Source organism: Pseudomonas sp. B21-019, from assembly GCF_024749225.1.
Classification (GTDB): Bacteria; Pseudomonadota; Gammaproteobacteria; order Pseudomonadales; family Pseudomonadaceae; genus Aquipseudomonas.
This window is the reverse complement of sequence record NZ_CP087193.1, coordinates 4605572-4625153: the sequence shown is the minus strand read 5'-3', so window position 1 is coordinate 4625153 and position 19582 is coordinate 4605572. Positions and strand designations below refer to the sequence as shown.

The 19582-nt window shown below is 60.2% G+C and carries 21 protein-coding genes; 20 read left to right on the top strand and 1 reads right to left on the bottom strand.

Going from position 1 to position 19582, the window contains the following annotated elements; all coding sequences use genetic code 11:
* Positions 1–47 precede the first annotated feature (47 nt).
* From fliE to flhB, 18 genes are all read left to right on the top strand, one after another.
* On the top strand, positions 48–377 hold the full coding sequence (gene fliE / locus LOY36_RS20550; protein WP_019648102.1) for a flagellar hook-basal body complex protein FliE: 330 nt from the start codon (positions 48–50) through the stop codon (positions 375–377).
* A 15-nt stretch (positions 378–392) separates the two neighbouring features.
* A complete protein-coding gene (gene fliF / locus LOY36_RS20545) occupies positions 393–2180 on the top strand; it encodes a flagellar basal-body MS-ring/collar protein FliF (protein ID WP_018925043.1) in 1788 nt (595 codons plus the stop codon).
* On the top strand, positions 2173–3192 hold the full coding sequence (gene fliG, locus LOY36_RS20540) for a flagellar motor switch protein FliG (RefSeq protein WP_003184041.1): 1020 nt from the start codon (positions 2173–2175) through the stop codon (positions 3190–3192). The genes fliF and fliG overlap by 8 nt, the downstream gene beginning before the upstream one ends.
* Before the next feature lie 7 nt (positions 3193–3199).
* Positions 3200–4009 carry a flagellar assembly protein FliH gene (fliH, locus tag LOY36_RS20535; protein ID WP_019648103.1) on the top strand — a complete coding sequence of 270 codons (810 nt, stop codon included), beginning with the start codon at positions 3200–3202 and terminating at the stop codon, positions 4007–4009.
* The gene (fliI, locus tag LOY36_RS20530) at positions 3999–5357 is read left to right on the top strand and encodes a flagellar protein export ATPase FliI (RefSeq protein WP_019648104.1); all 1359 of its coding nucleotides are present in this window, start codon (positions 3999–4001) and stop codon (positions 5355–5357) included. The genes fliH and fliI overlap by 11 nt, the downstream gene beginning before the upstream one ends.
* Positions 5358–5363: 6 nt before the next feature.
* Positions 5364–5813, top strand: a complete 450-nt coding sequence (gene fliJ, locus LOY36_RS20525; RefSeq protein ID WP_026345699.1) for a flagellar export protein FliJ — start codon at positions 5364–5366, stop codon at positions 5811–5813.
* Positions 5814–5978: 165 nt separating this feature from the next.
* A complete protein-coding gene (locus LOY36_RS20520) occupies positions 5979–6284 on the top strand; it encodes an STAS domain-containing protein (protein WP_019648106.1) in 306 nt (101 codons plus the stop codon).
* A 5-nt stretch (positions 6285–6289) separates the two neighbouring features.
* Positions 6290–7993 carry a SpoIIE family protein phosphatase gene (locus LOY36_RS20515; RefSeq protein WP_258670554.1) on the top strand — a complete coding sequence of 568 codons (1704 nt, stop codon included), beginning with the start codon at positions 6290–6292 and terminating at the stop codon, positions 7991–7993.
* Positions 7994–8025: 32 nt separating this feature from the next.
* Positions 8026–8373 (top strand): Hpt domain-containing protein, encoded by a 348-nt coding sequence (locus LOY36_RS20510; RefSeq protein ID WP_019579577.1) that lies wholly within the window; start codon positions 8026–8028, stop codon positions 8371–8373.
* Between the two features lie 138 nt (positions 8374–8511).
* Positions 8512–9885, top strand: coding sequence for a flagellar hook-length control protein FliK (locus LOY36_RS20505; protein WP_258670550.1), 1374 nt, complete (start codon positions 8512–8514; stop codon positions 9883–9885).
* A 209-nt stretch (positions 9886–10094) separates the two neighbouring features.
* On the top strand, positions 10095–10595 hold the full coding sequence (fliL, locus tag LOY36_RS20500) for a flagellar basal body-associated protein FliL (protein ID WP_019648109.1): 501 nt from the start codon (positions 10095–10097) through the stop codon (positions 10593–10595).
* A gap of 9 nt (positions 10596–10604) precedes the next feature.
* Entirely contained in the window at positions 10605–11573 is a 969-nt protein-coding gene (gene fliM, locus LOY36_RS20495) for a flagellar motor switch protein FliM (RefSeq protein WP_007938639.1), read from the top strand.
* Positions 11574–11629: 56 nt separating this feature from the next.
* Complete coding sequence (gene fliN / locus LOY36_RS20490; RefSeq protein ID WP_007938642.1) at positions 11630–12088, top strand: flagellar motor switch protein FliN; 459 nt, start codon at positions 11630–11632, stop codon at positions 12086–12088.
* Complete coding sequence (gene fliO / locus LOY36_RS20485; protein ID WP_258670546.1) at positions 12089–12538, top strand: flagellar biosynthetic protein FliO; 450 nt, start codon at positions 12089–12091, stop codon at positions 12536–12538.
* Positions 12538–13296 carry a flagellar type III secretion system pore protein FliP gene (fliP, locus tag LOY36_RS20480; protein WP_007938646.1) on the top strand — a complete coding sequence of 253 codons (759 nt, stop codon included), beginning with the start codon at positions 12538–12540 and terminating at the stop codon, positions 13294–13296. Before fliO ends, fliP begins: the two co-directional genes overlap by 1 nt.
* Positions 13293–13562, top strand: coding sequence for a flagellar biosynthesis protein FliQ (fliQ, locus tag LOY36_RS20475; RefSeq protein WP_007938648.1), 270 nt, complete (start codon positions 13293–13295; stop codon positions 13560–13562). Before fliP ends, fliQ begins: the two co-directional genes overlap by 4 nt.
* Positions 13563–13565: 3 nt before the next feature.
* Complete coding sequence (gene fliR, locus LOY36_RS20470) at positions 13566–14348, top strand: flagellar biosynthetic protein FliR (protein ID WP_019648110.1); 783 nt, start codon at positions 13566–13568, stop codon at positions 14346–14348.
* 3 nt (positions 14349–14351) lie between these two features.
* Positions 14352–15491, top strand: coding sequence for a flagellar biosynthesis protein FlhB (flhB, locus tag LOY36_RS20465; protein ID WP_019648111.1), 1140 nt, complete (start codon positions 14352–14354; stop codon positions 15489–15491).
* A 48-nt stretch (positions 15492–15539) separates the two neighbouring features.
* Here the strand turns inward: flhB and LOY36_RS20460 are convergent, their stop codons facing one another.
* Complete coding sequence (locus LOY36_RS20460) at positions 15540–15689, bottom strand: hypothetical protein (protein ID WP_019648112.1); 150 nt, start codon at positions 15687–15689, stop codon at positions 15540–15542.
* Between the two features lie 391 nt (positions 15690–16080).
* Here LOY36_RS20460 and flhA point away from each other — a divergent pair, with 391 nt between their 5' ends.
* A complete protein-coding gene (flhA, locus tag LOY36_RS20455; RefSeq protein ID WP_007938653.1) occupies positions 16081–18210 on the top strand; it encodes a flagellar biosynthesis protein FlhA in 2130 nt (709 codons plus the stop codon).
* Positions 18211–18221: 11 nt separating this feature from the next.
* Positions 18222–19547, top strand: a complete 1326-nt coding sequence (gene flhF, locus LOY36_RS20450; protein ID WP_018925058.1) for a flagellar biosynthesis protein FlhF — start codon at positions 18222–18224, stop codon at positions 19545–19547.
* The last annotated feature ends 35 nt before the right edge of the window (positions 19548–19582 follow it).

Genomic DNA, 19582 nt, shown 5'->3' with positions numbered 1-19582 from the left:
CGCCGAGTGAGTGTCAAAAAATTGCGAGTAGCCAAAGAGAGCAGACCATGAGCCAAGGTATTGAATTCAACCGGTTGATGCTGGATATGCGCGCCATGCAAATGGATGCCATGTCTGCGCCGAAATCGACTGCCGCAGTTCCTGAAATGGGTGGCAGCAGCTTTGCCGACATGCTCGGTCAGGCCGTCAATAAAGTGAACGACACCCAGCAGGCATCCAATCAGTTGGCCAGTGCCTTTGAGATCGGTAAAAGCGGCGTCGACCTGACGGACGTGATGATTTCCTCACAGAAGGCCAGTGTGTCTTTTCAGGCACTGACCCAAGTGCGTAACAAGCTGGTTCAGGCTTACCAAGACATCATGCAGATGCCGGTTTAAGGACGAGATTGAGTCATGGCAGAAGCAATCGCCGATAATGTTCCGGCCAAGGCCACTCCAATAGACGGCAAACCGCCGTTGTTCGGGTTGTCTTTCCTGGAAAACCTCTCCGAGATGACCATGTTGCGTCAGGTGGGCCTGTTGGTCGGCCTGGCTGCGAGCGTGGCGATTGGTTTTGCCGTCGTGTTGTGGTCCCAGCAGCCGGACTACCGGCCTCTATACGGCAGCCTTGCCGGCATGGACGCCAAACAGGTCATGGAAACCCTGGCCGCCGCCGACATTCCCTATACCGTCGAACCGAATTCCGGTGCCTTGCTGGTCAAGGCCGATGACCTGTCCCGTGCGCGGCTCAAGCTCGCGGCCGCTGGTGTCACTCCCAGCGACGGCAACATCGGTTTCGAGATTCTCGACAAGGAACAGGGGCTGGGTACCAGTCAGTTCATGGAAGCGACCCGTTATCGTCGCGGCCTCGAAGGCGAACTGGCCCGGACCATTTCCAGCCTGAACAACGTCAAGGGTGCCCGCGTGCACCTGGCGATTCCGAAAAGTTCGGTGTTCGTGCGTGACGAGCGCAAGCCAAGCGCTTCGGTTCTGGTTGAACTGTATTCCGGTCGCTCGCTGGAGCCAGGCCAGGTCGTCGCCATCATCAATCTGGTGGCGACCAGCGTTCCCGAACTGAGCAAATCGCAGATCACCGTCGTCGACCAGAAGGGCAACCTGCTGTCGGATCAGGCGGAAAACTCCGAGCTGACCATGGCCGGCAAGCAGTTCGATTACAGCCGTCGCATGGAAAGCATGCTGACTCAGCGCGTGCACAACATCCTGCAACCGGTGCTGGGCAACGACCGCTATAAAGCCGAAGTCTCGGCCGATGTGGATTTCAGCGCCGTCGAATCGACTTCCGAGCAGTTCAACCCGGATCAACCGGCGTTGCGCAGCGAGCAGTCGGTCAACGAACAACGTACCGCCAGCAATGGCCCGCAAGGTGTGCCGGGTGCCTTGAGCAACCAGCCGCCGTCGCCTGCCTCGGCGCCGCAAACCACTGGTGGCGCCACCGCGTCGGCCGGCATGGTGCAGCCAGGCCAGCCACTGCTCGATGCCAACGGTCAGCAAATCATGGACCCGGCCACCGGTCAGCCGATGCTGGCGCCGTACCCGGCGGACAAGCGTCAACAATCCACCAAGAACTTCGAACTCGACCGTTCCATCAGCCACACCAAGCAACAGCAGGGCCGTTTGAATCGCCTGTCGGTGTCGGTGGTGGTGGACGATCAGGTCAAGGTCAACGCGGCCAATGGCGAAACCACCCGTGCGCCGTGGAGCGCCGATGAATTGGCGCGCTTCACTCGCCTGGTGCAGGACGCGGTCGGTTTCGACGCCAGCCGTGGCGACAGCGTCAGCGTGATCAACATGCCGTTCTCCGCCGAGCGCGGTGAAGTGATCGCCGATATTCCGTTCTATTCCCAGCCGTGGTTCTGGGACATCGTCAAGCAAGTGCTGGGTGTGTTGTTCATCCTGGTGCTGGTGTTCGGTGTGCTGCGTCCGGTGCTCAACAACATCACCGGTGGCGGCAAAGGCAAGCAACTCGCGGCCTTTGGCAGCGACGTGGAACTCGGTGGCATGGGCGGCCTGGACGGCGAACTGGCCAACGACCGCGTCAGCCTCGGTGGCCCGACCAGCATCCTGCTGCCGAGCCCGAGCGAAGGCTATGACGCACAGTTGAACGCAATCAAGAGTCTGGTGGCAGAAGATCCGGGTCGCGTGGCCCAGGTCGTGAAAGAGTGGATTAACGCAGATGAGTGATAACCGAGCCGCTGTCGCCAAACTGTCCCGGGTTGATAAAGCCGCGATTCTGCTGCTGTCCCTGGGTTCTACGGATGCCGCACAAGTGCTGCGCCACATGGGGCCCAAAGAGGTCCAGCGTGTGGGCGTGGCCATGGCCCAGATGGGTAACGTGCACCGCGAGCAGGTCGAACAGGTCATGAGTGAGTTCGTCGACATCGTCGGCGACCAGACCAGCCTGGGCGTCGGCTCCGATGACTACGTGCGCAAAATGCTCACCCAGGCCCTGGGCGAAGACAAGGCCAACGGCCTGATCGACCGGATCTTGCTGGGTGGCAACACCAGTGGCCTCGACAGCCTGAAGTGGATGGAACCGCGCGCCGTCGCCGACGTGATCCGTTACGAGCACCCGCAGATCCAGGCGATCGTGGTGGCGTACCTCGATCCGGACCAGGCCGGTGAAGTGCTGGGCAACTTCGACCATAAGGTGCGGCTGGACATCATCCTGCGTGTGTCTTCGCTGAACACCGTGCAGCCGGCGGCCCTGAAAGAGCTCAACCAGATTCTCGAGAAGCAGTTCTCCGGCAACTCGAATGCCTCGCGTACCACCCTGGGTGGCATCAAGCGCGCGGCAGACATCATGAACTTCCTCGACAGCTCGATCGAAGGTCAGCTGATGGACTCGATACGCGAAGTCGACGAAGACCTGTCCGGTCAGATCGAAGACCTCATGTTCGTGTTCAACAACCTGTCCGATGTCGACGACCGTGGTATTCAGGCGCTGTTGCGCGAGGTGTCCTCGGACGTCCTGGTGCTGGCCCTCAAAGGCTCGGACGAGGGCGTCAAGGAAAAGATCTTCAAGAACATGTCCAAACGAGCGGCCGAACTGTTGCGCGACGACCTCGAGGCCAAAGGCCCGGTGCGTGTCAGCGACGTGGAAACGGCGCAGAAAGAAATCCTCACCATTGCCCGCCGTATGGCCGAAGCCGGAGAAATCGTTCTCGGCGGGAAGGGCGGCGAAGAGATGATCTAAGGTCACTATGTCGTCCAAACATGATGAGTCCCAGACCGACCTGATCCGTGGCAAGGACGTCGCAGGTTTCGACGTCTGGGCGCTGCCCAGCTTCGACCCGTTTGTGCCGGAACCCGAGCCGGAACCGGAACCCGAACCGCCGGAAATGGAAGAAGTGCCGCTGGAAGAAGTCCAGCCACTGACCCTCGAAGAGCTCGAAAGCATTCGCCAGGAGGCCTACAACGAAGGCTTCGCGGTTGGCGAGAAAGAAGGTTTCCACAGCACCACGCTCAAGGTCCGTCAGGAAGCCGAAGTGGCCCTGACGGCCAAGATCGCGGGCCTGGAACAGCTGATGGCCAACCTGTTCGAACCGATTGCCGAGCAGGACACCCAGATCGAAAAGTCGCTGGTCGACCTTGTGCAGCACATCACCAAACAGGTTATTCAGCGCGAGCTGGCCATCGACTCGACGCAGATCGAACACGTCATGCGTGAAGCGCTCAAGCTCTTGCCACTGGGCGTGGGCAATGTGCGGTTGTACGTCAACCCGCAGGATTTCGAACAGGTCAAAGCCCTGCGCGAGCGCCATGAAGAAACCTGGCGCATCGTCGAGGACGAATCCTTGTTGCCGGGCGGTTGCCGGGTCGAGACCGAACACAGCCGTATCGATGCGACCATCGAAACCCGTGTGACCCAGGTCATGGCCAAGCTGTTCGACCAACTCCACGATCAGGCGTTGCACCCGGCCGCGCCGGACCTCAGCCTGGAATTGCCGATCGACAAGAAGCCTGCCGTCACCCCGGTCGAACCGGAACTGGACGATCCCGATGCGCCTTGATCGCACCAGCTTCGCCAAACGCCTCGGCAGCTATGCCGAGGCCACGGAGCTGGCTGGCGCGCCGATCCTCGAAGGTCGCCTGTTGCGCATGGTCGGCCTGACCCTCGAAGCCGAAGGCTTGCGCGCCGCCATGGGCAGCCGCTGCATGGTCATCAACGATGACAGCTATCACCCGGTGCAGGTCGAAGCCGAAGTCATGGGCTTCTCCGGCAGCAAAGTCTTTCTGATGCCGGTCGGCAGCGTCGCCGGCATTGCGCCAGGCGCACGCGTGGTTCCCTTGGCGGACAACGGTCGATTGCCGATGGGCATGAGTATGCTCGGGCGGGTGCTCGATGGCGCCGGTCGTGCGCTGGATGGCAAGGGCGGGATGAAGGCTGAAGACTGGGTGCCAATGGACGGCCCGACCATCAACCCGCTCAAGCGTGACCCGATCAGCCAGCCGCTGGACGTGGGCATTCGCTGCATCAACGGTTTGTTGACGGTCGGTCGCGGTCAGCGCCTCGGGTTGTTCGCCGGTACCGGCGTCGGCAAGAGTGTGCTGTTGGGCATGATGACCCGCTTTACCGAAGCCGACATTATCGTCGTCGGGCTGATCGGTGAGCGGGGTCGAGAAGTTAAAGAGTTCATCGAACACATCCTCGGTGAAGAGGGGCTAAAGCGTTCAGTGGTGGTGGCGTCGCCGGCGGACGATGCGCCGCTGATGCGTCTGCGCGCTGCCATGTACTGCACGCGGATCGCTGAGTATTTTCGCGACAAGGGCAAGAATGTCCTGTTGCTGATGGATTCCCTGACCCGTTTCGCCCAGGCCCAGCGGGAAATCGCCCTGGCCATCGGCGAACCGCCGGCGACCAAGGGCTATCCGCCGTCGGTGTTTGCCAAGTTGCCGAAACTGGTGGAGCGGGCCGGTAACGCCGAAAAGGGCGGCGGTTCGATCACTGCGTTCTACACGGTATTGTCTGAAGGCGATGACCAGCAGGACCCGATCGCCGACTCGGCGCGGGGCGTGCTTGACGGGCACATCGTGCTGTCCCGGCGTCTGGCCGAGGAAGGGCATTACCCGGCCATCGACATCGAGGCATCCATCAGCCGGGTCATGCCATCGGTGGTCGGCATCAAGCACTTGAACCACGCACAGATGTTCAAGCAATACTGGTCGCGCTATCAGCAGAGCCGCGACCTGATCAGCGTTGGCGCCTATGTGCCCGGCGGGGACCGGGAAACCGATACCGCGATCAATCTGCAACCGGCCATGACCATGTACCTGCGTCAGGGCTTGAACGACAACATCAGCATGGGCGCCAGCGAAAACCATCTCGCGTCGGTCTTCGCGCCAGCGCCGGGCGGTTAACCGGTCATGGCCCCGAGTCGCGCAACACGTCTGGCGCCCGTGGTGGAAATGGCTGAAAAGGCCGAGAAAACCGCCGTCCAGCGCCTGGGGCACTTCCAGGGCCAGGTTCGTTTGGCAGAAAGTAAACTCGCCGACCTCGAAGCCTTCCGTCTCGACTACCAGGAACAATGGATCGTGCGCGGCAGCGGCGGCGTTTCGGGTCAGTGGCTGCTGGGCTATCAGGGTTTTCTCGCGCAATTGGGCACGGCCATCGACCAGCAGCGCCAGAGCCTGAACTGGCATCAAAACAATCTGAACAAGGCCCGAGAAGCCTGGCAGCAGGCGTTTGCCCGGGTCGAAGGCTTGCGCAAACTGGTTCAGCGCTACATGGATGAGGCACGGCAACTGGAAGACAAGCGCGAGCAGAAGCTGCTGGATGAATTGTCCCAGCGGTTGCCGCGTCAGGATTCGTATTGAGTGTTGGTCTCAAAGGATTGCAGCCTACGGCAGCACCTGCACGGGTGCATGCAAACCTGATTCCGGAGACGCTGTCGAAGGCTGCGATCTTTTGACCTTGCTCCAGCCCCCGGCAAGTGCTAAACCTTGTACACGTACGTTCGCCAATGACAAGGAAGCCGTGAAATGTCAGTCGTTACAGAAGTATCCCCGGATGGGCAAAAGTTGACGATTTCGGTTAAGGGGCGATTCGATTTCGGTCGTCATCAGGAGTTTCGTGAGTCCTACGAGCGACTCAACCAGAAACCCGAGTCCATCGTCGTAGATCTGAAGGAAGCCACCTATCTCGACAGTTCGGCGCTTGGCATGTTGCTTTTGCTGCGCGATCACGCCGGTGGCGACAACTCCGATATTCGTGTCGTCAACAGCAGTAGCGATGTGAAGAAAATCCTCGCCATCTCCAACTTCGACAAGCTGTTCGACATCAGTTGACTGTCATGCAGCCGCTCGAGCCGCTGACGATTCTGATCGCCGAAGACAGTGCGGCCGATCGTATGCTGCTGTCGACTATTGTCCGTCGTCAGGGGCATGAAGTGCTGACAGCCAGTAATGGCGCCGAGGCGGTCGAGGCGTTTCGCTCGCAGCGGCCGCACCTGGTGCTGATGGACGCCATGATGCCGGTGATGGATGGCTTCGAGGCCGCGCAGCAGATCAAGGCGCTGGCCGGCGAAACCCTGGTGCCGATCATCTTTCTGACGTCGCTGACCGAAAGCGAAGCCCTGGCTCGTTGTCTGGAGGCGGGGGGCGACGACTTTCTGGCAAAGCCTTACAACCAGGTGATCCTTGCGGCCAAGATCAAGGCAATGGACCGCTTGCGGCGTTTGCAGGCCACGGTGCTGGAACAGCGCGACCTGATCGCCAGGCATCATGATTACCTGCTCAACGAACAGCGAGTGGCCAAAGCCGTGTTCGACAAGGTGGCCCACTCCGGTTGCCTGAATGCGCCGAATATCCGTTATCTGCAATCGCCCTATGCGCTGTTCAACGGCGATCTGTTGCTGGCCGCGTTTACCCCGGCCGGCGACATGCATGTGTTGCTCGGTGATTTCACCGGTCATGGTTTGCCGGCCGCTGTCGGTGCCATGCCGTTGGCCGAAGTTTTCTATGGCATGACCGCCAAGGGTTATGGTTTGTCCGAAACCCTGCGCGAGATGAACGCCAAGCTCAAACGTATCCTGCCGGTCGACATGTTCTGCTGCGCGACCCTGTTGCGCCTGAGCTTTCAGCGAGGGTCGGTGGAGGTCTGGAACGGCGGGATGCCGGACGGCTATTTGCACAACGCCACCAGTGGCGAGCGTACAGCGCTCACGGCACGGCACTTGCCGCTGGGTGTGCTGAGCCCGCAAATCTTCGATGACCGCACCGAGGTGTTCCCGATGGCCGTCGGGGATCGGGTGTTCCTATTGTCTGACGGAGTGATTGATACCTGCGATGCCAATGAGCAGTTGTTTGGTGTCGAGCGACTTGAGCAGGTGTTTGCAGTCAATCGTCAGCCTGATGCGCTGTTCGAAGAAATCGAGCAGGCCCTGCGGGACTTTCGCGGCGAGGCTCGCGATGACGTGAGCATGGTTGAAGTCCGTCTGCTGGAAGCTGCGCAACTGAGCCCGCCGGCGCTGGTGTATTCCGACAGCGGCCAGTCGAGCCCGCTCGACTGGTCGGTAAGTTTCGAGTTCCGCGCCGCCACCCTCAAACGCTTCAACCCGCTGCCGTATCTGTTGCAATTGCTGTTTGAGGTGCATGGCTTGCGCGCTCAGAGTGGTGCGCTCTACAGCGTGCTGGCAGAGCTTTACTCCAATGCCCTGGAGCATGGCGTGCTAGGTCTGGATTCGAGTCTCAAACGCGATGCTTCGGGTTTTGCGCGTTATTATCAGCAGCGCAGTGCGCGCCTGGACGAATTGCAGGACGGCTATGTGCGCGTACATTTGCAGGTGACGCCAAAAGGCGAAGGCGGTTGCCTGACTGTTCGAGTCGAAGACAGTGGCAAGGGCTTCGATGTGGTACGGGTGATGGAGCGTCCCGTCGATGATGTCCGTTTGTCGGGACGTGGCGTCAGTTTGATCCGACAGTTGAGTCATCATGCGAGCTGGTCCGATAATGGGCGCAGTGCTCGCGTGGAGTTTTTCTGGGAGGCTCAGGCATAATCCCAGGCATTCTTGATCAAAGGAGTGAACAAGTGGACGACACACATCTGGATCGCGACGTGCTGAGCGCGTTGCAAGAAGTTATGGAGGACGGGTATCCAGAATTGCTCGATACCTTTCTCAGCGATTCCGAAGAGCGATTGAGCTTGCTGCGCAAGGCTGACGATGCCGATCGGTTAGGTGCCACGGCACACAGTTTCAAGGGCAGCAGCAGCAACATGGGCGCGACTCGGCTGGCTGAGCTGTGCCATGAACTGGAACAGCGAGCCAAAGAGAAAAAACTCGAAGGCATAGAAGCGCTGGTTGGAGAGATCGACGGCGAATTCGCGATTGTTCGACCGCTTTTCGAGGCAGAGCGCCAGCGCTCCCTGGCTGAATAAGACAACCACCAGTCACTACGGATTGCATTACAGCTTAACCATCCGGCGCTTTTGGCGGCCAGCGAACAAAGCTGGCTCGACCCTTGCAGTCAACTCACTCAACTGTACCTACGATCCCAGTGCAGCGGAGACCGTTCCATGCCCGTTACCCCAAACATTCTTCTTCAGGCCGCGGCTGCGGCCAAGACTCAAGCCGCGTCCGCCAATACCCCGGCGTCTACGGCCGAGCCCGGGGACAAGGCGTCCAGCTTCGCTCAGGTCTACGCCAATCAGGCCCAGAACAAGCCTTCGGTTACGGCGGACGGATCGGCTAAACCCGTACGTGACAAAGCCTCGGACAACACTGGCAAAAAGGACGTGGGCAACGACTCGTCTGCCGCCCAGGAACCGACGGTTGCCGATAGCGGCAAATCCTTGCCCGCCGATAAACCGGCGCAGACCGATGACAAGACCGCTAACGATGGCGCGCCCGATACCGCTGAGCCGACGACGCCGATAGCCGATAGCGCGCCTGTCGATCCAGCCCTTGATCCGGCGTTGATGCAAGTGGTGCAGCCGGTGCTGCCAGCCCCTGTGCCGGAAACCTCGCCGGTTGTCGCCGCCGTGCAGTCAACCGTTCAAACACCCGTCGCGGCCGCCGTTACCACGGCAGCGACGCAAGCCGCTGCGACCACCGATCCTGATTTCGATCCCGAAGCCGATCCTCTCGATGCACTGCCGGCCGTGCGCATGGCGATGGAGCAGAGCGGGCACGTTTCGGCCGCCAGCCAGGCTCAGCCAAAAGCGGCGCCGACTCAGGCTCACGTCGACGGCGAGCTGACCTCGGCACAGACTTTTGCCGCGGGCATGGCGAGCATGCTCGACGTGCAAGCCGATCAGGACAGCACCAGCCAGGGCGGCGAGAAGGCGTTCAGTGGCCTGATCGATGACGGCCTCAAGGATCTCAAGTCCGCCAGCAGCGACACCCGTGTCGATGACTTCGCCAATCGTCTGGCGGCTCTGACCCAGGCAGCAACACCCAAGACTGCCAATGCATTGCCGGTGAACCAACCGATCGCCATGCATCAGAGCGGTTGGACCGAAGAGGTGGTCAACCGGGTCATGTACCTGTCCAGCGCCAATCTCAAGGCGGCGGATATACAGTTGCAACCGGCCGAACTGGGACGCCTCGATATTCGGGTGAACATGGTTCCGGATCAGCAGACCCAAGTGACCTTCATGAGCGCTCACCCAAGCGTTCGCGAAGCACTCGACGGGCAAATGCATCGCCTGCGGGACATGTTCGCGCAGCAGGGCATGGGCCAGGTCGACGTCAACGTTTCCGATCAGTCCCGTGGCTGGCAGGGCCAGGGGCAGGGGCAGGAACAGGCTCAACAGGGGCAGGGCGGGCGCACCAATGCCAGTGGCGGTCGACTCGATTCGATGGATGAAGAGCTTCCTGCGACGGTCGCTGATGTGGCCGCCAACGCCACCAGCGTGATCGGCACCAGCGCGGTCGATTACTACGCCTGATAAATCAGGACGCCCCTCAAAAGATCGCAGCCTTCGGCAGCTCCTACAGGGTGTACACCATCCAGGTGTAGGAGCTGCCGAAGGCTGCGATCTTTTGATTTTCGGTGTCTGCCTGCTGTCGCCCATATGTCCCCAGACACTTCTGGCATAACACTTGCTCTTGCCTTGCCGTGCGACTGTGAAAACCCGAATAGTGACGGATTATTGGCATGGCGAAGAGTGAAGCAGTAGTAAAAGACCCCGCAACCAAAGGCAAAATCAAGCTGATCATTGTGATCGTCGTGGCCCTGCTGCTGGCGATCGGCTTGTCCGTGGGGGCGACCTGGTTCTTCATGCACGGCGCCCAGAGCAAGCCTGCCGCCGCGGCTGAAACCGCTGTGGTCGGCAAGCAGCCGGCGATCTTCGAGCCAATGGCTCCAGCCTTCGTAGCCAACTACACCCAGAACGGCCGTCAGCGCTACATGCAGGTGAGCATCACCATGCAGGGGCGTAATCAGGCTGATCTGGAGGCGCTCAAAGTCCACATGCCAGTGATCCGCAACAACCTGGTCATGCTGTTTTCCGGTCAGGATTTCGCCACGCTGGCGACCCCGGTTGGCCAGGAGATGTTGCGTCAGAAAGCCACGGCCAGCGTTCAGGAAGTGGCGCAGAAAGAGCTGGGCAAAGTGGTGATCGAACAGTTGCTTTTCACTAATTTCGTACTGCAGTAGGAACACGACATGGCCGTGCAGGACCTGCTGTCCCAGGATGAGATCGATGCGCTGTTGCATGGCGTCGACGATGGTCTGGTACAGACCGATAACGCTGCCGAACCCGGCAGTGTCAAAAGCTACGACCTGACCAGCCAGGATCGCATCGTCCGTGGACGCATGCCGACGCTGGAAATGATCAACGAGCGTTTCGCCCGCTACACCCGCATCAGCATGTTCAACATGCTGCGCCGCTCGGCGGACGTTGCCGTCGGTGGCGTGCAGGTGATGAAGTTCGGCGAATACGTGCACTCGCTGTACGTGCCGACCAGCCTCAACCTGGTCAAGATCAAACCGCTGCGCGGCACCGCGCTGTTCATCCTCGACGCCAAACTGGTGTTCAAGCTGGTGGACAACTTCTTCGGCGGCGACGGCCGTCACGCGAAGATCGAAGGGCGTGAATTCACCCCCACCGAACTGCGTGTGGTGCGCATGGTGCTGGAGCAGGCTTTCGTCGATTTGAAGGAAGCCTGGCAGGCGATCATGGAAGTGAACTTCGAGTACATCAACTCGGAAGTGAACCCGGCCATGGCCAACATCGTCGGCCCGAGCGAAGCCATTGTGGTGTCGACGTTCCACATCGAACTCGATGGCGGTGGCGGCGACCTGCACGTGACCATGCCGTATTCGATGATCGAGCCGGTGCGCGAGATGCTCGATGCCGGCTTCCAGTCGGACCTCGACGATCAGGACGAACGCTGGATCAACGCCTTGCGCCAGGACGTGCTGGACGTCGACGTACCGATCGGTGCCACCGTTGCCCGCCGCCAGCTGCGCCTTCGCGACATCCTGCACATGCAGCCCGGCGACGTGATCCCGGTCGAGATGCCGGAAGAAATGATCATGCGCGCCAACGGCGTGCCGGCCTTCAAGGTCAAGATGGGTTCGCACAAAGGCAACCTCGCGTTGCAAGTGATCGAGCCGATCGAGCGCCGCTGACAGGCGCTCGTACCCCCTACGCATTTAACTGAATTGTTGCCCGCCGAGGACAAATGATGAACGACGATATGAACGCCCAGGACGACCAGGCACTGGCCGACGAATGGGCTGCGGCCCTGGAAGAAACCGGTGACGCCGGGCAGGCCGACATTGATGCGCTGCTGGCGGCCGATGCCGGTACGTCGGGCTCCAACCGTCTGCCGATGGAAGAGTTCGGCAGCGTGCCGAAGAACAACGATCCAGTGACGCTGGACGGTCCGAACCTGGACGTGATCCTTGATATCCCGGTGTCGATTTCCATGGAAGTCGGCAGCACCGACATCAACATCCGCAACCTGCTGCAACTCAACCAGGGTTCGGTGATCGAGCTCGATCGCCTGGCCGGTGAGCCGCTGGACGTGCTGGTCAACGGCACGCTCATCGCCCACGGCGAAGTGGTAGTGGTCAACGAAAAGTTCGGCATCCGCCTGACCGACGTGATCAGCCCAAGCGAACGCATCAAGAAGCTGCGCTGAGTGAACAAGGTTCTTGCGGTTCTGTTGGCCTTGCCATCCAGCGTGCTGGCGGCCGAGTCGGTGACGACTGCTGCGACAGCGGCCGCCGCGCCAGCCGTCAGCAGCGGTGTGGCCGGGCAATTGACGCAGTTGGTGTTTGGCTTGCTGCTGGTGCTGGGGTTGATCTTCTTCCTCGCCTGGCTGCTGCGCCGGGTCCAGCAGGCCGGGCCGGCCGGCAAGGGGCAAGTGATCGAGTTGATCGGTTCCCGGGCCCTCGGCCCCCGTGACCGTTTGATGCTGGTACAGGTCGGCAACGAACAGATTCTGCTCGGCCTGAGCCCCGGTACCATCACCGCGTTGCATGTGCTCAAGGAGCCGGTACAAGTGCCGAGCACAAACGAGAAAGCGACTCCGGAGTTTGCCCAGCGTCTGTTGGAGATGCTTGGCAAGGATCAGAAGGATAAGAAGTAATGGGTGCGTTACGCATCGTCTTGACGCTGGCCCTGATGCTGGCTGCGCCACTGGCGTTCGCCGCCGATCCGTTGTCGATCCCGGCGATCACCCTGGGCACCAATGCCAATGGTGCCCAGGAATACTCGGTCAGCCTGCAAATCCTGCTGATCATGACTGCGCTGAGTTTCATCCCGGCGTTCGTCATGCTGATGACCAGTTTCACCCGGATCATCATCGTTTTCTCGATCCTGCGTCAGGCCCTGGGCTTGCAGCAGACACCGTCGAACCAGATCCTCACCGGTATGGCGCTGTTCCTCACCATGTTTATCATGGCGCCGGTGTTCGATCGGGTGAATCAGGATGCCTTGCAGCCGTATCTGGCGGAGAAACTCACCGCTCAGGATGCAGTCGCCAAGGCTCAGGTGCCGATCAAGGACTTCATGCTGGCCCAGACTCGCAGCAGCGATCTGGAGCTGTTCATGCGCCTGTCCAAGCGCACTGATATTGCTACGCCGGATCAGGCGCCGCTGACGATTCTGGTGCCGGCGTTCGTGACCTCGGAACTGAAAACCGCGTTCCAGATTGGCTTCATGATCTTCATTCCGTTCCTGATCATCGACCTGGTGGTGGCCAGTGTGCTGATGGCGATGGGTATGATGATGCTCTCGCCACTGATCATTTCCCTGCCGTTCAAAATCATGCTGTTCGTGCTGGTGGATGGCTGGGCGTTGATCATCGGCACGTTGGCCAGCAGCTTCGGCGGTGTTTCACCATGACGCCCGAAGTTGCCGTAGACATCTTTCGCGAAGCGCTGTGGCTGACCACCATGATGGTCGCCGTGCTGGTGATTCCGAGCTTGCTGGTGGGGTTGTTGGTGGCAATGTTCCAGGCGGCCACCCAGATCAACGAACAGACCCTGAGCTTCCTGCCGCGCCTGCTGGTGATGCTGGTGACGCTGATCGTTGCCGGCCCGTGGCTGGTGCAGACATTCATGGAATACATCCTGCAGCTGTACCACAGCATTCCTCAGGTCATCGGTTAAGCCATGTCGCTGCTGCAGCTGACCGATACGCAGATCAGCACCTGGGTGGCGACGTTCATGTTGCCGCTGTTTCGCATCGGCTCGTTGCTGATGGTCATGCCGATTTTCGGCACGACGCTGGTGCCCAAGCGCGTGCGTTTGTACTTCGCGCTGGCGATTACTGTGGTCATCGCGCCGGGTCTGCCGCCCATGCCTGCGGTCAATGCGCTGGACCTGAGCGCGCTGTTGCTGATCGCCGAGCAAATCATCATCGGCGCGGTGTTGGGCTTCTCCTTGCAGCTGTTTTTCCAGGCGTTCGTGGTCGCCGGGCAAATTGTCGCGATCCAGATGGGCATGGGTTTCGCTTCGATGGTCGACCCTACGAACGGTGTGTCGGTGGCGGTGATCGGGCAGTTCTTCACCATGCTGGTGACGCTGTTGTTCCTGTCGATGAACGGCCATCTGGTGGTGTTCGAGGTCCTCACCGAAAGCTTTACCACGTTGCCGGTCGGTGGTGGCTTGGTGATCAATCATTTCTGGGAGCTGGCCGGCAAGCTCGGCTGGGTATTCGGTGCGGCGCTGTTGCTGGTGTTGCCGGCGATCACTGCGTTGCTGGTGGTCAACATTGCGTTTGGCGTGATGACCCGGGCAGCACCTCAGCTGAACATCTTCTCGATCGGCTTCCCGCTGACCCTGGTACTTGGGCTGTTCATCGTTTGGGTCGGCCTGGCGGACATTCTCAATCAGTATCAACCGCTGGCCGTCGAGGCCTTGCAGTTGTTACGCGAACTGGCACAGGCGCGCTGAGTCATGGCTGAGAGCGAAAGCGGTCAGGACAAAACAGAAGACCCCACGGAGAAACGCAAAAAGGACTCCCGTGAGAAGGGCGAGATTGCGCGCTCCAAGGAGCTCAACACCCTGGCGGTCATGCTCGCCGGCGCCGGTGGGCTGCTGATTTTTGGTGGCGCCCTGGCCCAGGATTTGATGGAGCTGATGCGCATGAACTTCTCGCTCTCGCGAGAGGTGATTCTGGATCAGCGCTTTATGGCGACTTATCTGCTGCACTCGGGGCAGATCGCCTTGTACGCGATTCAGCCGCTGATGATTACCTTGCTGTTGGCCTCGCTGATCGGCCCGATTTCCCTGGGGGGGTGGCTGTTTGCAGCCGGCTCCATGGCGCCCAAGTTCAGTCGCATGAACCCCCTCGCGGGCCTGAAGCGGATGTTCTCGACCAAGGCGCTGGTGGAGTTGCTCAAGGCTCTGGCGAAGTTTTTCATCGTGTTGTTCGTGGCGTTGGCGGTCTTGTCGTCAGACATCGACGATCTGCTGCGCATCGCCCATGAGCCGTTGGACATGGCGATCATTCACAGCCTGCAAGTGGTCGGCTGGAGCACTTTGTGGATGGCTTGCGGGCTGATCATCATCGCGCTGGTCGACGTGCCGGTGCAGCTCTGGGAAAGCCACAATAAGCTGCTGATGACCAAGCAGGAAGTGCGTGACGAACACAAGGACCAAGAGGGGCGGCCGGAGGTCAAGCAACGCATTCGCCAATTGCAGCGCGAGATGTCGCAGCGGCGAATGATGGCCGCGATCCCCGACGCCGACGTGGTCATCACCAACCCGACCCACTACGCCGTAGCGCTCAAGTACGATCCGGAGAAGGGCGGGGCGCCGATGCTGATCGCCAAGGGTAGCGACTTCCTGGCCTTGAAGATCCGCGAAATCGCCGTGGCCAACCAAGTGCAGTTACTCGAATCGCCCGCCCTGGCGCGTTCGATTTACTACTCCACGGAACTGGATCAGGAAATTCCAGGCGGGCTGTATCTGGCGGTGGCTCAGGTATTGGCTTACGTCTATCAGATCCGCCAGTACCGCGCGGGCAAGGGCAAACGTCCGGATCCGCTGAAGGATGATTTGCCGATTCCGCCGGATCTGCGTCGCGATTCCTGATCGGGTCTACGGCTCTGAAATCAAAAAGATAGCCGCCTTCGGCAGCGCCTACGGGCGCTGATGCCGCCTATTGGCTTTTTCATTGCCGGGCTCTTTCGCAATACTGTTTTCCTGTTTCTTCCTGTCGTCCTGTTGCTTGGGCGCAACCAGATCGAAGCCTTTGGCATCGTTGAATGACTTGACCGCTTTCTTGGGCATGATCGCTGCTCCGGCGCTTGGTATTACCAACGCTGATGATCACCATCCAATACCCATAAGGCCGTTTTGGCTACTATCAAAACTTACGGCTGTGCAGGTCTCTGGACGAATGGCAGGGCAGTGAACTTGAGCGATGTCATGCCCCGCCTCTGATCCACCCTGTTCGTAGCAGCTGCCGAGCCTGCGAGGCTGCGTTCGGCTGCGCAGCAGTCGTAAACCTTTGCGAGGACTGCGTCCTCGAACGCAGCCTCGCAGGCTCGGCAGCTGCTACCCCGGGCTCAACAAATCTATCTATTTCCCTCCTTGGCAAAAGTTGGAAGGCTTCTTGCAATAGCCGCCCTGCGCCTGCTTCAGGCGTCAAAAGTTTGCTTTAAAGGAACGGGGAAAACCGGTGGATCGCTCTCAGTTAATCAACAGTGCCCGCACAAACGTCGCCGACCTCAGTCGGGGCAATCTGGGCGTGCCGCTGTTGCTGCTGGTCATGCTGGCCATGATGATGTTGCCGGTGCCACCGTTCCTGCTGGACGTGTTTTTCACCTTCAACATTGCCCTGTCCATCGTCGTGTTGCTGGTCTGTGTATACGCCTTGCGACCACTGGATTTTGCGGTGTTCCCGACCATTCTGCTGGTGGCGACGTTGCTGCGACTGGCGCTGAACGTGGCCTCCACGCGGGTGGTGATGCTCCACGGTCAGGACGGCCATGCCGCCGCCGGTAAGGTGATCCAGGCCTTCGGTGAAGTGGTGATCGGCGGTAACTACGTGGTCGGTATCGTGGTCTTCGCGATTTTGATGATCATCAACTTCGTCGTGGTAACCAAGGGCGCCGGGCGGATTTCCGAGGTGAGCGCGCGTTTCACCCTCGACGCGATGCCCGGCAAACAGATGGCGATCGACGCCGACTTGAACGCCGGCCTGATCGATCAGAACCAGGCGAAACTGCGCCGGATGGAAGTCGCCCAGGAGGCCGAGTTCTACGGTTCCATGGATGGTGCCAGCAAATTCGTGCGCGGTGACGCCATCGCCGGTCTGCTGATTCTGTTCATCAACCTGATCGGCGGCATGGCGGTGGGTATCTTCCAGCACGGCATGAGCTTTGGTGATGCCGGCAAGGTGTATGCGCTGTTGACCATCGGTGACGGTTTGGTGGCGCAATTGCCATCACTGCTGTTGTCGACCGCCGCCGCGATCATGGTGACCCGTGCTTCCGGCTCGGAGGACATGGGCAAGCAAATCAATCGTCAGATGTTCGCCTCGCCGAAAGCCTTGGCGGTGGCCGCAGGCTTGATGGCGGTGATGGGCCTGGTGCCCGGCATGCCGCACGTCTCCTTTCTGTCCATGGCAGCCCTGGCGGCCGGTGGTGCTTACCTGTTCTGGAAAAAGCAGAACGCGGTCAAGGTTCAGGCCCTGCAAGAGGTCAAGCGTCAGCAGGAGTTGCTGCCGTCGCCGGCTCGGGCTCAGGAAACCAAGGAGCTTGGCTGGGATGACGTGACGCCGATCGACATGATTGGCCTGGAAGTGGGCTACCGCCTGATTCCGCTGGTGGATCGCAACCAGGGTGGGCAGTTGCTGGCGCGGATCAAGGGGGTGCGTAAAAAACTCTCCCAGGACCTGGGCTTCCTGATGCCGACTGTGCATATCCGTGACAACCTCGACCTGGCGCCTAGCGCCTATCGCCTGACCCTGATGGGCGTGATCCTGGCTGAAGCGGAGATTTACCCGGAGCGCGAACTGGCGATCAACCCGGGTCAGGTCTACGGCACGCTCAATGGCATCACCGCCAAAGATCCGGCTTTTGGCCTGGAAGCGGTGTGGATCGAAATCAGCCAGCGTGCCCAGGCGCAATCCCTCGGTTACACCGTGGTCGATGCCAGTACGGTGGTAGCGACCCACTTGAACCAGATTCTGTACAAGCACTCCAGCGAGCTGATCGGCCACGAAGAAGTCCAGCAACTCATGCAATTGCTGGCCAAAAGCTCACCGAAGCTGGCCGAAGAGCTGGTGCCGGGGGTGGTTTCGCTGTCGCAACTGCTCAAAGTCTTGCAGGCGTTGCTGGCCGAACAGGTGCCGGTGCGGGACATCCGCAGCATCGCCGAAGCCATCGCGAACAACGCCGCCAAGAGTCAAGATACCGCCGCTTTGGTGGCCGCGGTGCGTGTCGGCGTATCCCGTGCAATCGTGCAAAGCATTGTAGGCACTGAGTCGGAGCTGCCTGTGATCACCTTGGAACCAAGGTTGGAACAAATATTGCTCAATAGTCTTCAGAAGGCAGGACAAGGCTCGGAAGAGGGCGTTCTGCTGGAGCCAAGCATGGCGGAAAAACTGCAACGCTCGTTGATCGATGCGGCGCAGCGTCAGGAAATGCAAGGTCAGCCGGTGATTCTGCTGGTGGCCGGTCCGGTTCGCGCGATGCTCTCGCGATTCGGTCGGCTGGCAGTGCCGGGTTTGCACGTGTTGGCTTACCAGGAAATTCCTGACAACAAGCAAGTGACCATCGTTGCGACAGTAGGGCCCAACGGCTGAGGTAGTGGTTTATGCAAGTTAAGCGTTTTTTCGCCGCCGATATGCGTCAGGCCATGAAACTGGTTCGTGATGAGTTGGGCGCTGATGCCGCCATCATTGGCAATCGCCGGATCGCCGGCGGTGTCGAGCTGACGGCTGCCCTGGATTACAAATTGTCGGCGCTGGCCCCACGTGTTCCGAACATGGAACTTGAGGATGAGCTGCGCAAGACCCAGTCGCGGATCGTCACCGCCCAGGCCGAACTGAGCCTGCGCGGCGATGGCGAGAGCGACAAGACCACCAATCGCCAGTTGTTCGCCGGCCTGCCGTTGACCGCTGCCGAACCGCTGATCGAACCGGCGCTCGCCGAACCTCGGCGTCCGGCCCCCGCGCCTGCTGCGGCGACCGGTGTCGATCCGCGCGCATTCGATTCGATGCGTTTCGAGCTCAACAGCCTGCGTGAACTGATGGAAGTGCAGCTTGGCTCGCTGGCCTGGAATCAGCTGCAAGGCAGCCGTCCGGCGCAGGCCAACCTCTGGCGTCGCCTGCAACGCATCGGCCTGTCCGGCCCGTTGTCGCGCGATCTGCTGGCACTGATTACCGACATTGAAGAGCCGCGTCAGGCCTGGCGCATGTTGCTCGCGCACCTGGCGCGGATGATCGCCACCCCGGAAGTCGAGCCACTGGAAGAGGGCGGGGTGATTGCCATGGTCGGCCCCGCCGGCATGGGCAAGACCACCACACTGGCCAAGCTCGCGGCCCGCTACGTGCTCAAGTACGGCGCGCAGAACATCGCGCTGGTGAGCATGGACAGCTATCGCATCGGTGCCCAGGAACAGCTCAAGACGCTGGGCCGGATCCTCAATGTGTCGGTGACCCACGTCGACCCGGGTCAATCCCTGGTGCAGGCGCTGGAGCCCTTGCTGCGCAAACGCGTGGTGCTGATCGATACCGCCGGCCTTCAGGCCAGCGACCCGGCACTGCGCATGCAGCTCGAGAGTCTGGCCGGGCGCGGCATCAAATCAAAAAATTATCTGGTTTTGGCAACCACCAGCCAGAAACAGGTTCTAACCGCCGCTTATCACAGTTACAAACGCTGCGGCCTCGCCGGCTGCATCCTGACTAAACTGGATGAAACGGCAAGTCTGGGTGAGGTGTTGAGCCTGGCGATCAGTCATGAGTTGCCGGTGGCTTACCTGACCGATGGTCCGCGGATTCCGGATGATTTACATCTGCCACGTCGTCATCAGTTGGTCAGTCGCGCCGTTAGCGTGCAAATGCAGGAAGAACCCAGCGAAGAAGCCATGGCTGACATGTTCGCTGATATTTACCACAGCCCGACCAAGCAGGTTGGCTGAGGTGTTAATGAACATTTTTTGTACCTACATCGATG